Raw genomic sequence first — 14647 nt, forward strand, 5'->3', positions numbered from 1 at the left:
GCGCGGCCGGCGTGTTTCGTTGGAGAGACTGTATCGGTTGCCGCCGTTCAGGTTCAGCCGCATAAAACACGACAAGATGTTCGATGAAGTTGAACGATGAGCGGAGTTGAGCGATGAGCACCCCCGGAACCCCAAGCTTCGACCAGCTCCGCATCTTCCTCGCGGTCGTCGACGCCGGCAGCTTCGCCGGTGCCGGACGGCGGCTGAACCGCGCCGTCTCCGTCATCAGCTACGGCATCGCCAACCTGGAGGCCCAGCTCGGCCTGCCGCTGTTCGAGCGGGAGGGGTCGCGCAAACCGACCCTGACCACCGCCGGACGCGCCCTGCTCGCCGAGGCGCGCGCCATCGCGCAGGGGATCGACGGCCTGCGGGCCAAGGTCAAGGGGCTGCTCGACGGGCTGGAGGCGGAGGTCGATCTCGCCGTCGACGTGATGCTGCCGGCCGCGCGGCTGGGGCGGGTGCTGCGGGCCTTCGCGCGGGAATACCCGACGGTCTCGCTCCGCCTGCACGCCGAGGCGCTGGGGGCCGTGACGGCGCTGGTGCTCGACCGCCGGGCGGTCGTCGGCCTCTCCGGACCGCTCGCCGCCGGGGTGCAGGGGCTGGACTGCATGGCCGCCGGCTCGGTGCCGATGGTCCCGGTCGCGGCGCCCGACCATCCGCTGGGGCGCATGGAGCGCATTCCGCCCGGTGCCGGTCGCGACCATGTCCAGCTCGTCCTCACCGACCGGTCGCGCTTCACAGAGGGGCAGGATTATTCGGTGATGAGCGCCCGCACCTGGAGGCTCGCCGACCTGGGCGCCAAGCACGCCCTGCTGCGCGAGGGGATCGGCTGGGGCAACATGCCGCTGCCGATGATCGAACCGGATCTCGTGGCCGGCACGCTGGTGAGGCTCGCGATGCCCGACCATCCCGGCGGCACCTACCGCTTCGCCGGGATCTGGCGGCGCGACGCCCCGCCCGGCCCGGCCGCCTCCTGGCTGCTCGACCAGTTCGTCCGGCTGGGGGCGGAGGACCGCGAGGAGGCGGGGTTCACCGACCTCTGACGGGGACACCCTCTTCGGAAATCCTTCAGGCGGCCAGACCGCCTTCCTTCGCCGCCCTGACGTCGCGCACCGGCGGCCGGCCGAACAGCCGTCCATACTCCCTGGTGAATTGCGGGACGCTCTCGTAGCCCACCTCGAAGGCGGCGTGGCTGGCGGGGCGGCCTTCCGCCAGCATCAGCCGGCGCGCCTCGATCAGACGAAGCTGCTTCTGGAATTGCAGGGGCGACAGCGTCGTCACCGCCCGGAAATGCTTGTGGAAGGAGGACGGGCTCATGCCGGCCAGCGCCGCGAGCTGCTCGACCCGCAGGGGCTTGGCGAAGTCGCTGCGCAGAAGGGCGACGGCGCGGGCGATGCGTTGGCCCTGCTCCCCGGGCCATCCCAACCGCCGGATCGTCGGACCATGGCGGCCCGCCAGAAGCCAATAGTGCAGTTCGCGCACCATCGGCTTGCCCAGCACGGGAAGCGAGTCCGGCCGGTCGAACAGGTGCATCAGCCGCGACGCGGCGTCCGCGACCTCGGCTTCGGTCGGATCGACGCGCACGGGCGCGGCGTCGGTTCCGGCCTCCGGCGTCATGGCGCCGCACAGTTCGGCGATGATGGCCGGGTCGAGTTCGAGCACCAACGAGTAATAGGGCGCCGCCGGGCTCGCCCGCGTGATCTGGCTGACCGTCGGCACGTCCGCCGCCACGAGCAGGGACTCCCCCGCCGCGAAGTCGAAGCCGTGGACGCCCATCGTCACGCGCTTGGCCCCCTGCACCACCAGCGCCACCAGCGGACGCGAGATCGCGTAGACCAGATCGGTCGGGCCCAGCGCCCGGATCGTCGTGAGTCCCGCGATGGCGGTCCGGGCGATCCCGTCCCGGTCGGCGTGGGCATCGGCGTGGCGGCGAACGGCATCGAGCAAGCTGGTCATGCGGCGATCATAGGCGCCCCACGCCCTCCTGCGAAGCGGATATGGAGGATCAGGCAAGAAGCACGGAGCATCCGGCAACACGCGCGGGCCCGGCCGGGCGATACCGGACCGGCCAGCAAGTGGCTTCACCAGGAAGGAGCAAGGCCATGACCAAGATCACCCTCGTTACCGGGTCCAGCCGCGGCCTGGGCCGCAACACCGCCCTTGCCATCGCCCGGCGCGGCGGCGATGTCGTCGTCACCCATCGCAGCCGCGCCGACGAGGCCGAGGCGGTGGTTTCCGAGATTCTGGCCATGGGCCGCCGGGCCGTCGCCCTTCAACTCGACACCGGCGCCGTGGACGGGTTCGCGTCCTTCTCCAGCCGGCTGCGTGCCGCGCTCGACGAGAACTGGCAACGCCCGACCTTCGACCATCTCGTCAACAACGCCGGCCATGGCGACATGGCACCGATCAGCGGGACGACCGAAGCGCAGTTCGACCGGCTGGTCGACGTCCACTTCAAGGGCGTCTTCTTCCTGACGCAGACGCTGCTGCCCCTGCTCGCCGACGGCGGGCGCATCGTGAACATCTCTTCCGGCTTGACGCGCGTTTCCTATCCGGGTTTCGCGGCCTACGCGGCGGTGAAGGGCGCCGTCGAGGTTCTGAGCCTCTATCTCGCCAAGGAGCTGGGGCCGCGCGGCATCGCCGTCAACACGGTGGCGCCGGGAGCGATCGAGACCGATTTTCTCGGAGGTGCGGTGCGCGACACGCCGGACCTCAACGCGGTCTTCGCCGGCATGACCGCGCTGGGCCGCGTGGGCGTGCCCGACGACATCGGGCCGATGATCGCCAGCCTGCTGGGCGAGGACAACCGCTGGATCAACGCCCAGCGCATCGAGGTGTCGGGCGGTCAGGCCATCTGACACGCCATCCCGCTCATCGCGCGTCGTTCCGCCGCATCCTCTCCCCGGCGGGCCGACGGCGCGTGATCCTTTCGTCCTGCGGGTGGCCGTGGGACCGGCCGGAGGGTCGCCGAAACCCATGATCGCGCTTTCAAATGCCTGCCGCTTCGGTCAGAAATGGACCACGCTGCGGCCCGGAGGACAAGGGTCGGGCACATAATATCTTGGGAGAATCACCATGCGTCTCACCGCCATTTCCTTCGTCAGCGCGACGGCGCTTCTGGCCGGCCTCGGCACGGCGCAGGCGGACATCGTCATCGGCCTCGGCACGGCGACCACCGGTCCGGTGGCGGCGCTGGGTGAACAGTCGGTGTACGGCGCCAGGCAGGCGATCGCCGACATCAACGCCAAGGGCGGCGTGCTGGGCCAGAAGCTGGTTCTGAAGGTGGGCGACGATGCCTGCGATCCGCGCCAGGCGGTCGCCGTCGCCAACCAGTTCGTGCGCGACAAGGTCGCGGCGGTGGTCGGCCATCTCTGCTCGGGCGCCAGCATCCCGGCGGCGGACGTCTATCAGGAAGAGGGCATCGTGATGGTCAGCCCGACCGCCACCAACCCGCTGCTGACCGCCAAGGGCCACCCGAACATCTTCCGCGTCTGCGGTCGCGACGACCAGCAGGGCGTTGTGGCCGGCAACTATCTGGCCCAGGCCTTCAAGGGCAAGAACATCGCGGTCCTCGACGACAAGCAGGCGTACGGCAAGGGGCTGGCCGACGTCGTGGCCCAGACGCTGGAAAAGGCGGGCGGCACGATCGCCTACCGCGGATCGGTCACCGCCGGCGAGCGTGACTTCTCCGCCCTCATCACCAGCCTGAAGGGCAAGTCGGTCGATGCGGTCTATTACGGCGGCTACCACCCCGAGCTGGGCCTGATCGTGCGCCAGGCGCAGGAGCAGGGGCTGAAGCCCCAGTTCATCGCCGGCGACGGCCTGAACAACCAGGAATATTGGGCGATCACCGGCGCCGCCGGCGAGGGCACGCTCTACACCGACAGCGCGTCGGCCGCCAGCGATCCCAGGGCGAAGGAGCTGATCGCCTCCTTCAAGGCCGCCGGCCTGCCCGAGCCGGGCAACTTCGCCTTCTACAGCTACGCGGCGGTCCAGACCATCGCCCAGGGCCTTCAGAAGGCCGGCAGCGTCGACGGCGGCAAGCTGGCGGCGGCCCTGCACGCCGGCAGCTACGACACGGTGGTCGGCCCGGTGGAGTTCGACAAGAAGGGCGACATCACCAAGCCGAACTACGTCATGTATGTCTGGAGCAACGGCCGGCCCGAGATGGTGGCCCAGAAGTAACCGGGACTTGGCGGAGCGGCTACCGGCCGCTCCGCCGCCACGACCCGGGCCGGCGCGGCGGCGCGCCACGAAAGGGTGGATCTTTTCCGCGGCCCGGTGTAGGAGACCGCCATGACCGACCGCATCGCCCTCACCGTTACGGCTTATTATCCGCCGCTCGCATAGCGCGGCGTCGATCGGTCATACCCGAAACCATGCCGCCGCATTCCGGCGGCCATGGTTCTCACGAGAAAAGAGACAGTCTCCGGAAGGCGCGGTCCAACCGTCGAGACTATCCGCCATGAGCACCCGTTCCAACGCCGCCGACTTTCTCCATATCCTGCGCGAGCGCGGCTTTCTTCACCAATGCAGCGACCCGGCCGCCGACCTGTCCGGGTTGGCCGATGCCGCGCCCGGCGGGGTGCTGACCGCCTATGTCGGCTTCGACGCCACGGCGGGCAGCCTGCATGTCGGGCATCTGTTGTCGATCATGGCCCTGCGCTGGCTCCAGAAAACCGGCAACCGCCCCATCGTCCTGATCGGCGGCGGCACCACCAAGATCGGCGATCCCAGCTTCCGCGACACCAGCCGGCCGATGCTGGACGACGACCGGATATCCTTGAACGCCGCCGGGCTGCGCCGCGTGTTCGGCCAGTATCTGGCCTTCGGCGAGGGAGCGACGGCGGCCCGCATGGTGGACAACGCCGACTGGCTGGACGGCCTGGATTACGTGCCGTTCCTGCGCGACATCGGCCGGCACTTCACCATCAACCGCATGCTGAGCTTCGAATCCGTCAAGCAGCGCATGGAGCGTGAGCAGCCGCTGACCTTCCTGGAGTTCAACTACATGATTCTCCAGGCCTACGATTTCCTGGAGCTGGCACGGCGCCACGGCTGCCTGTTGCAGATGGGCGGGTCGGACCAGTGGGGCAACATCATCAACGGGGTCGAGCTGGCCCGCCGGGTCGAGCGGCGCGAGCTGTTCGGCCTGACCACGCCGCTGCTGACCACCGCGTCGGGCGTCAAGATGGGCAAGACAGCGGGCGGAGCGGTGTGGCTGAACGCGGATGCACGCTCACCCTTCGATTTCTGGCAGTTCTGGCGCAACACGGAGGACGCCGACGTCGGGCGCTTCCTGCGGCTGTTCACCGAACTGCCGCTCGACGAGATCGGTCGGCTGGAAAGACTTCAGGGCGCCGAGATCAACGAGGCGAAGATCGTGCTGGCGACCGCGGCGACCCGGCTGTGCCACGGCGCCGGCGAGGCGGAGCGCGCCGCCGCGTCCGCCGGCTCCCCCTTCGCGCCAAGCGGCGACGGGTTGCCGCGGCTGGTTCTGCGTCGGGACGCCTACCCCGCCGGCGTTCCGCTGGTCGAGGCGCTGGTTACCGCCGGCCTGTGCGATTCCAGAGGCGCTGCCCGGCGCCTGATCCGCGAGGGCGGGGCACGGCTGGACGGCGAGACGGTCACGGACGAGACGCTGGTCGTCGCGACGGACGGCGTCCTGTCGGCCGGACGCAAACGGCATGTGCGCTTGGCCTTGGAACCGTAAAACCCGCCGCCGGCCCGTGGGTCGGCGGCCCGCCCCCTCCTGGCAGTTCGTGGATGGCCCAAGGCACGCCATCACCTCGAAGGGGGGCCCCCTTTCTTCCCTTCGCCGGCGATTCCGGCCCTTCGCGACGCCTCGCCAACCATTGCCGATGGGCCAAGCGCATCGAGCGGCGAGCCGCGGATCCAGAAGGCGGATGGCGTGGCATCTTGCGATGATGGAAGCGCCGCCGTGGCATCTTGCGATGGCTGATCACCCGCCTTGGCATCTTGCGATGACCATCCCGGATGCCCCGTGTCAGGCCGCTGCCAGGAAAGAGCCTGCATGAAGCTGCCAGTACCCAAACCTGGCCCGGATGCCGTGGCATCTTGCGATATCAGCCTCAAGTGATTCGGGTCGATTCGGCTGTGGCATCTTGCGATAGCGACCGACTCTCCCGAGTCATCCACAGACGCCGTTTGGCATCCTGTGATTTTCCCCTGGCATCCTGCGATGAACGACTCGGCGCGACTCGGCTTTTCCCATGGCATCCTGCGATGAATCAAATAAAGACTCTCAAAACAGGGAACTACTAGCCACATCGCAAGATGCCAAATTGCTTTTCTGCGCGTCACTCCCGATGATGTCGGTCAGTTTGCGCTGGGAGAACTCATGGGCACGATCCATCAACTTGTTCGTGAGCACGGCAGGGAAGCAGCGCGGGAGCTGGTTCCCGAGGAGGATCGCCGGCTGGTTGATCTTGCCGCCGAGATTCTGGCGAATCCAAGTTCGGCGTTCAACATCACCTATTCGGGATTCTGCCTGACCGCCCTGCCGCACAAGGCCCTCGGCGACAGCGCCAAATGGGAACGGCAAGGACACAACGTCTCCCTGCTGATCGAACCCGGTTCGCTTCCCGACGGGCGGGGAGGATTCAAGCAGTTCGGCGTGCCATACGGCAGCCGCGCGCGGCTGATCATGCTCTACCTGCAAACCCGCGCCATCCAGACGGGCTGTCCGGAGGTCGAACTCGGCGGTTCCATGCGCGACTGGATGAGCCGCATGGGCGTGCCGATCGGTGGCAGCAGCTACAAGGTCGTGCGTGATCAGGCCGACCGCATCTCAGCATGCCACCTGACCTTCAGCTGGCATGGGCCGGACGCCGGTCGCGGTGCCAAGTTCTCGAAAGAATCCATCGTCGACGGCGGCATCCAGCTTTACGAGGACGACGACGCGCAACCACGTCTCTGGGTCGATACGGTCCGGCTCAGCGCAAGCTTCTTCAAGGCTCTGCGCGAGCATCCCGTGCCGATCTGGGAACCGGCCCTGAAATCGATCTCCAGCCGGTCAATGGCCATCGACCTCTATGTGTGGCTGTCCTATCGGCTTCACAGCCTCAGCAAGCCGATGCCGATCACCTGGAGCGCGCTTTACGCCCAGTTCGGTGCCGGCTACAAGAACCTGTTCCAATTCAAGCCGCGCCTGATCGAATCCCTCAAGTTCGTGCTGGCGGTCTATCCGGACGCGAAAGTCACTCTTGAAGGCGACGGTGTCGTGCTGCACCACTCGCCATCTCCCGTTCCGGAGAAAGCACCACGTGGTATCTTGCGATAGCGGCCATCCGTGGCATCTGGCGATGGGTGGGTGGTGAAACTGGTGTCACCCGGTCCCTGCCCCTTCGCCACCGTCACGACGAAGGATGATGACAGGGCCGATAGCGTTGGCCGCCTCCGCTCCATCTTGACCCTGGACCGAAGACAGAGCTGACCGGAGTCAGGTCAGCGGCAGCCCGCCCGCCTTCGAGCGGGTCTTCTCGAAGCGCACGCTGGACGCCTGATCCGCGACCAGTCGAACGGATAACCCGGCGGACGGCGGCCTCCACGCCGCCTGAAGTCAGCGCGATGCCTTCCGTTCGCATGACGTGCCTCCAGTTCAACCTTCTCCGAACACCGTTTCCGCTTTCCAACAGCGGATATCCTTGTCCAGGTTGAACCGGAGGTCGCGGGCCGCCAAGGAAGCGCCGCCATCTCAACTCCGGGCAACAGGCGAATTGCCCTGTTGCCGAGCCTTCGCTAAGGTGGCGGCGCGATTTTCGGCGCGGCAGCGGTTCGTTAACCGGTTAACGCTTTGCTTGGCGCGCTTGACCGGAGATTTGAATGAAGCAGCTTTTGGTGCTCGGCCCGAAGGGCGGTGCCGGCAAAACAACCACAGCCCGGAACATGGCTGTCGCCGCTGTCCTCAGCGGTCTGCGCGTGGCCGTCCTCGACGCTGACCGTCAACGGACATTGAGCAAATGGCTGGAGCGTCGCCCGGACACGCTGCCGTCGATCCAGAGCTTCGAGGTGCCGTTGCGGGACATCGACAGCGCTCCGGAAGCGATGGACGACATCGATTTGTTGATCATCGATACGCCGGCTTCGGTGGAGGACCACCCGATGGCGCTCAAGGCGCTGATCGAAGCCGCGGATCTGATCCTGCTGCCGACCGGCGTCCGCGGGGAGGAAATGGACTCCCTGAAGGACACCTTGAAGGCCGTGCGTGCGTTCGCCCGTCCGATGGCCGTTCTGTTGAACGGTGTGAAGCCGAAGCAGGTTGAAACCGGAGCCGCGCATCGGGGCCTCTCCGTTGGCGTCACGGTCGCCCCCGCCCTGATCCCCGATCTGGCGGAGGTCCACCGGACCTATGACGTCGGGATCGGCGTGGTGGAATTGCGCGGCGCCAAAACCGCCGAGCTTTGGTGGGAAAACTGGCGCTTCGTCGCCGATGTTCTGGGGGTGGCGCGGTGAAACTCGACGGAAAGGTCAAGCTGCCCCGCCCCGCTCCCGACCGTTACGCCGGTCTGTTTGCGGACGATGAGAACGGGCGGCGGCAGGAGGTGATCGCCTACCATTCGCGTTCCCACACCGTCGAACGGATCAAGGCGCTGTGGGAGCGGGCCCGCGACGACTTTCTCGCGATCGGCCGCTGGCTGGTGGTGGCAAAGGCCAGAATGGAGCATGGCGAGTTCGAGGCGATGGTCAGGGCGGAACTGCCATTCAGCCCGTCGCGTGCACGACAACTGCGCACCGTGGCCGAGTTTGTCGACAGCGGCCGCATTCCGTTGGAGCGGCTGCCCCCGGCCGATTCGGTCATCTATGAAATCGCCACGTTGTCGGAAGACGAACTGGCCGCGGCGGAGCCCGACATCCGGCCCACGCTGACTCGCATCGAAGCGAAAGCCTTCAAGAAGCGGGTCCAGGGGGCCGGAGCCCCGCCGGCTTCCGACCGGCCGGCACTGGTCAAGCGGATCGCTCGGCTCAGGCAGGAGTTGGCCGAGGCCGAGGCGATGCTGGCGGCGCTGGACCGGAATGGCTGATACCAGGGCCAAGCGTCAAAACTTTTCAGCCCTGGCATGAGACGGGGACCGGGCGGACCGGCCAAGCGATGGCCGTGGGCGCGGCCCGATCCCTCCACACTGTCAGGCCGGTGAGGCCGCGGCCTTCCCGGCCGCCGGAACCGCCGTGACCGGCTTCTTCAGCAGCCGCAGGGCGATTGCCGTGACCAGCGTGCCGGCGACCAGCGCCACGATGTAGCCGCCGAGCTGCGTCACCGCGTTGGGGATCGGCAGCACGAAGATCCCGCCATGCGGGACCTTCAGCTCCGCCCCGATGCCCATGGAGATGGCGCCGGTCAGCGCCGCCCCCGCCACCAGCGCCGGGATCACCCGGAACGGGTCGCGGGCGGCGAAGGGAATGGCGCCCTCGGTGATGAAGGCGATGCCGAGCACGGCGGCGGCGTTGCCGGCCTCGCGCTCCTCGCGGGTGAAGCGGTCGGCGAACAGCTTGGTCGCCAGCGCCAGCCCCAGCGGGGGCACCATTCCGGCGGCCATGGCGGCGGCCATCGGCGTGTAGATTTGGCTGGCGATGAGCCCGGTGGAGAAGGCGTAGGCCGCCTTGTTGACCGGACCGCCCATGTCGAACGCCATCATCGCGCCGATCAGCAGGCCCAGCAGGATGGCGCTGCTGCCCTGCATGCTCTTCAGCCAGTCGCTGAGCCACGCCAGCGCCTGCGCGACCGGCGCGCCGACCACGTAGATCATCAGAAGCCCGGTCAGCAACGAGCCCAGCAGCGGCAGGATCAGCACCGGCTTCAGCCCTTCCAGGTTGCGGTGAAGCCGGATGTGACGGTTCAGGAAGGCGGTGCCGTAGCCAGCGATGAAGCCGGCGACGATGCCGCCGAGGAAGCCGGCGCCGAGGCTGGCGGCCAGCATGCCACCGACCATTCCGGGGGCGATGCCGGGCCGGTCGGCGATGGAGAAGGCGATGTAGCCGGCCAGCGCCGGAACCATCAGGGCAAAGGCCGATTTGGCGCCGATCTGGAACAGCGCGTAGCCCAGCGTCCCGGCGTTGGACTCCTCATAGACGTAGATGCCGCCCAGCGCGAAGGCCAGCGCGATCAGCAAGCCGCCGGTCACCACGAAGGGCAGCATGAAGGACACGCCGGTCATCAGATGCTTGTACGGGCCGGTGCGCTGTGCCGCGCGCTCCGCCTTGCCGGCGGCGACGGAGTCGGCCAGATGGGCGGCGCCCTCAGTGCCTCCATGGACGGTCGCTTCCGTCAGCGCGCGCTCGACCAGCGCCTTGCCGTTGTTGATGGCGGGCTTGGTGCCGCTCTTGAACAGACGCTTGCCGGCGAAGCGGGCGAGATCGACCTGGGTGTCGGCGGCGATCAGCACCACGTCGGCGTCACGGATCTCGGCCTCGCTCAACGTGTCGCGGGCGCCGACCGAACCCTGGGTCTCGACGCGCACATGATGGCCCAGCGCCGTGGCCGCCTGCTGGATGCCTTCGGCCGCCATGAAGGTGTGGGCGATGCCGGTCGGGCAGGAGGTGATGGCGACGATCCTTTTCGACGCCGGCGTCGCCGGTGCGGCCGCAACCGTCGCCGCGGCGGGGACGCCGCCCAGAGCGCTGCCCAGAACCGCCCGCGCGTCGGTCAGCACGGCGTCCAGCGCCGCGACGGTGCGCGTCAGGCCGGCGAAGCGCTCCTCGTCGAACGCGCCGGCGCCGACCAGCAACACGCTCTGGGCGCCCTGGATCGCAGCCGTGTCGAGCGGCGCCTGGATGCCGAGGCTGCTGCGCAGCTCGACCTTGATGGTATGCCCCAGATCGGCCGCCGCCTTGCGCAGGGCCTCGGCGGCGAGAACGGCCTGGGTGCTGAAATCGCCCGCCGTGATCACGGCCAGCAGGTTCGCCATGGTGTTTCCTCCCGGGCGGCTTGGAAGCGCCCCTCGTTACAGGTCCGTGAGTTCCACTTGGGCAGCCAGCGCCCGCACCGTTGCCTTGTCCGGCAGGTTGGGGCCGAACTGCCCGAGCTTGCCCACCGCGAAGGCGATCGACAGGCGCGCCACCTCCTCCAGCGGGCTGCCGGCGGCGAAGCCGGCGATCAGGCCGGCGACCATCGCGTCGCCGGCCCCGACCGTGCTCAGCGGGTCGATCGCCGGCAGCCGTCCCCGGATGGCGCGGCCGCCCGATACGAACAGCGCGCCCTCGCCGCCCAGCGACACCACCACCACCCCGACTCCGCGCCGATGCAGGTCGCGGGCGGCGGCGAGGAGATCGTCGAGGTCGGGCAGGGGCGCGCCGGCCCATTCCTCCAGTTCGTGGCGGTTGGGCTTGACGCAGTGGAGCGGAGTGCCGCCGGCGGCCTTGAGCGCGGCCGTCAGCGGCGCGCCGCTGGTGTCGAGCACCGTGCGCGCGCCAAGGGACGCCAGATCCGCCGCCAGCGTGGCGTAGCTGTCCGCCGGGAGTCCGTTCGGCAGGCTTCCGGCCAGCAGAGCCAGCGCCCCCGGCGCCACGAGGTCGTGCAGCGTCCGCCGCACGCGCTCCAGCGCCGCCGCGTCGGCGGTCGGGCCGGGCAGGTTGATGTCGGTGGTGTCGGCTGAAGCAAGGTCGGCGATCTTGATGTTGGTCCGCGTCTCCCCCGCCAGCCGGACAAAACCGTCGGTGATGGCCTTGGCATGGAACAGCGCGTCGAAGGGGGCGGCGTTGTCGGCACCGAGCAGCCCGCCGGCGATCACCGGCACGCCCCAGTCGGCGAGGCAGCTCGCGACGTTCACGCCCTTGCCTCCGGCATTGTGGCGCACCGCCCTCGCGCGGTGGACGGTTCCCGGTCGCAGGGCGTCGAGCGTGATGGTCTGGTCGATCGCCGGATGCAGCGTGATCGTCAGGACGGGGGGGCTCATGACGCCGCCTCCGCGCCCGCCGTTCCGGCATCGGGCGTTCCGGCATCCAGCGCGCGCACCGCGTCGGCGGTCTCGCAATCGAGCGCACGCCGAGCCAGGTCCCGCAGCGCGGTCAGGCTGCTGTCGCGCAGCCGGTCCTTCACGCCGGGAATGTCGCGCGGCGTCATCGACAGCTCGCGCACCCCGAGCCCGGCCAGCAGGGCGGCGCCGAAGGGATCGCCGGCGATGCCGCCGCAGACGCCGACCCAGCGCCCGTGCCGGTCGGCACCCTCCACCGTCATGCGGATCAGGCGAAGCACGGCCGGATGCAGGCTGTCAGCCTCGGCCGCCAGCTCGGGATGCTGGCGATCCACCGCGAGCGCGTACTGCGTCAGGTCGTTGGTGCCGATGGAGAAGAAATCGACATGGCGGGCCAGCGCGTCGGCCATCACGGCGGCGGCCGGCACCTCCACCATGATGCCGAGCGGCACCGCCGGGGCGTCCAGCTCGGCGCGGATGCGGTCGCAGGCGGCGCGCAGCGCCTGGATCTCGGCCAATGTGGTGATCATCGGGAACATGATCGACAGCGCGCCGGGCTTGGCCTCCCTGGCGGCGCGGTAGAGGGCGCGGAGCTGCGGTTCCAGCAGCTCGGGTTGGCGCAGCAGCAGACGGGCGCCGCGCACGCCGAGGAACGGGTTCTCCTCGTGCGGCAGGTGCAGGTGCGGCACCTGCTTGTCGCCGCCGATGTCGAGCGCGCGCACGATCAGCGGACGGCCGTCCAGCGCCGCCAGCATGGCGCGGTAGGTTTCGAACTGCTCGTCCTCGCTTGGTGCGTCGCCGCGCTCCAGGAACAGGAACTCGGTGCGCATCAGTCCGACCGCTTCGGCTCCTTGCGAGAGGGCGACGGGCACCTGATCCGGGCGGTTGACGTTGGCGCCGATCTCCACCGCGTGGCCGTCGCGGGTGCGGGCGGGCAGGCCGCGCCGCTCCTCCTGTAGGGCCTTGCGGACGCGCTGCTCCTCGATCCAGCCATGGGCGGCGGCGAGGTCGGCTTCGGTCGGGTTCAGGAACAGGCGGCCGGACTGGCCGTCGAGGATGGCCGGCGTGCCGTTGGCGAGCCCCGTCAGGGCCGCGCCTCCCGCCACCATCGCCGGAAGCCCCAGCGTGCGCGCCAGGATCGCGGTGTGCGAGGTCGGGCCCCCTTGCGCGGTCGCCAGCCCGATCACCCGCGCCATGTCCAACCCGGCGGTGTCCGATGGCGACAGGTCGTCGGCGATCAGGATGCAGGGCGTGTCCGGCAGGTCGTGCAGGGTGCCGCCGCGCAGGCTCGGGTCGATGCGGGCCAGCACCCGGCGGCCGACATCGCGCAGGTCGGCGGCGCGGGCGGCCAGCACCGGGTTGGGCAGGGCCGCCAGCGCCGCCGCTCCGCTCTCGACCGCCTCGTGCCAGGACCAGCCGGGGCCGTGCCCCTCCACCATCAACTGGCAGGTGCGGGTGATGAGGTCGGTGTCGTTCAGCAGTTCGGCCTGCGCGGTGAAGATTCCGGCCTCCGCCGGTCCCAGCCGACGGGCGGTGTCGTCGGCCAGGGCCTTCAACTGCTGGCGGGTGCGGTCCAGCGCCTCGTGCAGGCGGTTGCCGCCGTCGATCAGTGATTCCGGACGGTCGGGAACCGCCGGCGGCGCGGTCAGCACGACATGCACCGGCCCGATGGCGAGGCCGGGGCTGGCGCCCACACCGGCGATGGCGGGGAGGGCGGTCGGCGGGATCCAGCCCTGGACGGGGACGCGGGCCTTGCGTTCGGCCGCCGCCGCGTCGGCCTGTTCCTTGGCGGTCAGGCGGGTGATGACGCCCTTCATGCGGGCGACGGTGGTCGCCGCTTCGGCACCGTCGGCCGAGACCACCACCCGGTCGCCCATGCGCAGCCCAAGTTGGAGCAGGGCCACCAGCGTCTTGGCGTCGGCGACCTGATCGCCATGACGGATCTGGACGCGGCCGGGGGCGGCGCGGGCGGCCTCGACCCAGGCCGAGGCCGGGCGGGCGTGCAGACCAGTCGGATAGTCCACCGTCCATTCGAAGCGCTCGGCCAGATCGGCGGCCGGGCCGGCTGGGGCGGGGGCCGCCGTTTCCTCCGACATCGCGCCCAGCAGCAGGGCCGGGTCGGTGGCGATGAACAGCGCGTTCAGCCGTTCCTCGTCCTGCATCAGCCGGGTCAGCCGACGCAGCACGGTGATGTGCGCATCCGACCGCGCGGCGATGGCGACCACCAGCCGGGCGGTCTGCTCCTCGTTCCATCGCACGCCCTGGGGGATCTGGAGGATGGCGATGCCGTTGCGCCGCACCAGCTCGCGGTCCTCGACCATGCCGTGCGGGATGGCCACGCCATGGCCGAGAAAGGTGTTCGCCACCCCCTCGCGCCGGATCATGCTGTCGACGTAGGCCGGGTCGATGCAGCCGGCGGCGACGAGGAGCTGGGCGGCCTCGCGGATCGCCTCCTCCTTGCCGGCGGGGGTGGCGCCCAACCGGACCAGATCCGGGAGCAGGGGGACGCTGAGCGTGTCGGGAGCCATGGCGGTCCTTCCTCCGATTTTGTTCTTGTCTCTTGCCGTGTCGCGGCGTCGCCGGTCGGCACCAAAAGAAAGCAGGGTTCTGAAAACGTTTTCACTGAAAACGTTTTCATTGACCTTGTCAATGGCTGCTGCGTTGCAACAAAACAATCCCTGGCGTAAACGGGCTTGTGCCCTGTCAGCAAATAGGTG

At 69.2% G+C, this 14647-nt stretch carries 11 protein-coding genes; 7 read left to right on the plus strand and 4 right to left on the minus strand.

Annotated elements, in window-relative coordinates; translation table 11 throughout:
* Nucleotides 1-113: 113 nt before the first annotated feature.
* Nucleotides 114-1043: a LysR family transcriptional regulator gene (locus tag JN22_RS32820; RefSeq protein ID WP_085558115.1), complete on the plus strand. Its 930-nt coding sequence runs from the start codon at nucleotides 114-116 to the stop codon at nucleotides 1041-1043.
* A 25-nt stretch (nucleotides 1044-1068) separates the two neighbouring features.
* Here the strand turns inward: JN22_RS32820 and JN22_RS32825 are convergent, their stop codons facing one another.
* Nucleotides 1069-1956, minus strand: a complete 888-nt coding sequence (locus JN22_RS32825) for an AraC family transcriptional regulator (protein ID WP_085558116.1) — start codon at nucleotides 1954-1956, stop codon at nucleotides 1069-1071.
* A gap of 146 nt (nucleotides 1957-2102) precedes the next feature.
* Here JN22_RS32825 and JN22_RS32830 point away from each other — a divergent pair, with 146 nt between their 5' ends.
* The 6 genes from JN22_RS32830 to JN22_RS32855 all read left to right on the plus strand — a co-directional run bounded on the left by JN22_RS32830 (nucleotide 2103) and on the right by JN22_RS32855 (nucleotide 9044).
* A complete protein-coding gene (locus JN22_RS32830; protein WP_085558117.1) occupies nucleotides 2103-2858 on the plus strand; it encodes an SDR family oxidoreductase in 756 nt (251 codons plus the stop codon).
* Nucleotides 2859-3075: 217 nt separating this feature from the next.
* On the plus strand, nucleotides 3076-4185 hold the full coding sequence (locus tag JN22_RS32835) for an ABC transporter substrate-binding protein (RefSeq protein ID WP_085558118.1): 1110 nt from the start codon (nucleotides 3076-3078) through the stop codon (nucleotides 4183-4185).
* Nucleotides 4186-4465: 280 nt separating this feature from the next.
* Nucleotides 4466-5713, plus strand: coding sequence for a tyrosine--tRNA ligase (tyrS, locus tag JN22_RS32840; protein ID WP_085558119.1), 1248 nt, complete (start codon nucleotides 4466-4468; stop codon nucleotides 5711-5713).
* Between the two features lie 648 nt (nucleotides 5714-6361).
* The gene (locus tag JN22_RS32845) at nucleotides 6362-7303 is read left to right on the plus strand and encodes a replication protein RepA (RefSeq protein ID WP_085558120.1); all 942 of its coding nucleotides are present in this window, start codon (nucleotides 6362-6364) and stop codon (nucleotides 7301-7303) included.
* 542 nt (nucleotides 7304-7845) lie between these two features.
* Nucleotides 7846-8475 (plus strand): ParA family protein, encoded by a 630-nt coding sequence (locus JN22_RS32850; RefSeq protein WP_085558121.1) that lies wholly within the window; start codon nucleotides 7846-7848, stop codon nucleotides 8473-8475.
* Nucleotides 8472-9044, plus strand: coding sequence for a hypothetical protein (locus JN22_RS32855; RefSeq protein WP_085558122.1), 573 nt, complete (start codon nucleotides 8472-8474; stop codon nucleotides 9042-9044). The genes JN22_RS32850 and JN22_RS32855 overlap by 4 nt, the downstream gene beginning before the upstream one ends.
* 102 nt (nucleotides 9045-9146) lie before the next feature.
* On the opposite strand, the gene JN22_RS32860 is transcribed toward JN22_RS32855, so the two are convergent.
* Genes JN22_RS32860 through ptsP form a run of 3 tightly spaced genes read right to left on the minus strand, consistent with a single transcriptional unit; the run spans nucleotide 9147 to nucleotide 14458 of the window.
* Nucleotides 9147-10925 (minus strand): fructose-specific PTS transporter subunit EIIC, encoded by a 1779-nt coding sequence (locus JN22_RS32860; protein WP_085558123.1) that lies wholly within the window; start codon nucleotides 10923-10925, stop codon nucleotides 9147-9149.
* A gap of 36 nt (nucleotides 10926-10961) precedes the next feature.
* On the minus strand, nucleotides 10962-11912 hold the full coding sequence (gene pfkB, locus JN22_RS32865) for a 1-phosphofructokinase (protein ID WP_085558124.1): 951 nt from the start codon (nucleotides 11910-11912) through the stop codon (nucleotides 10962-10964).
* Nucleotides 11909-14458 (minus strand): phosphoenolpyruvate--protein phosphotransferase, encoded by a 2550-nt coding sequence (gene ptsP / locus JN22_RS32870; RefSeq protein WP_085558125.1) that lies wholly within the window; start codon nucleotides 14456-14458, stop codon nucleotides 11909-11911. The genes pfkB and ptsP overlap by 4 nt, the downstream gene beginning before the upstream one ends.
* Nucleotides 14459-14647 lie beyond the last annotated feature (189 nt).

Source organism: Azospirillum agricola, from assembly GCF_020005195.1.
In the GTDB taxonomy this organism is placed as follows: Bacteria; Pseudomonadota; Alphaproteobacteria; order Azospirillales; family Azospirillaceae; genus Azospirillum; species Azospirillum agricola.

What these genes read in the sequence shown, in the direction of transcription:
- pfkB (WP_085558124.1), bottom strand. Translation starts at nt 11,912, where the DNA reads ATGAGCCCCCCCGTCCTGACGATCACGCTGCATCCGGCGATCGACCAG.
- ptsP (WP_085558125.1), bottom strand. Translation starts at nt 14,458, where the DNA reads ATGGCTCCCGACACGCTCAGCGTCCCCCTGCTCCCGGATCTGGTCCGG.
- JN22_RS32845 (WP_085558120.1), top strand. Translation starts at nt 6,362, where the DNA reads ATGGGCACGATCCATCAACTTGTTCGTGAGCACGGCAGGGAAGCAGCG.
- JN22_RS32820 (WP_085558115.1), top strand. Translation starts at nt 114, where the DNA reads ATGAGCACCCCCGGAACCCCAAGCTTCGACCAGCTCCGCATCTTCCTC.
- JN22_RS32835 (WP_085558118.1), top strand. Translation starts at nt 3,076, where the DNA reads ATGCGTCTCACCGCCATTTCCTTCGTCAGCGCGACGGCGCTTCTGGCC.
- tyrS (WP_085558119.1), top strand. Translation starts at nt 4,466, where the DNA reads ATGAGCACCCGTTCCAACGCCGCCGACTTTCTCCATATCCTGCGCGAG.
- JN22_RS32830 (WP_085558117.1), top strand. Translation starts at nt 2,103, where the DNA reads ATGACCAAGATCACCCTCGTTACCGGGTCCAGCCGCGGCCTGGGCCGC.
- JN22_RS32850 (WP_085558121.1), top strand. Translation starts at nt 7,846, where the DNA reads ATGAAGCAGCTTTTGGTGCTCGGCCCGAAGGGCGGTGCCGGCAAAACA.
- JN22_RS32860 (WP_085558123.1), bottom strand. Translation starts at nt 10,925, where the DNA reads ATGGCGAACCTGCTGGCCGTGATCACGGCGGGCGATTTCAGCACCCAG.
- JN22_RS32825 (WP_085558116.1), bottom strand. Translation starts at nt 1,956, where the DNA reads ATGACCAGCTTGCTCGATGCCGTTCGCCGCCACGCCGATGCCCACGCC.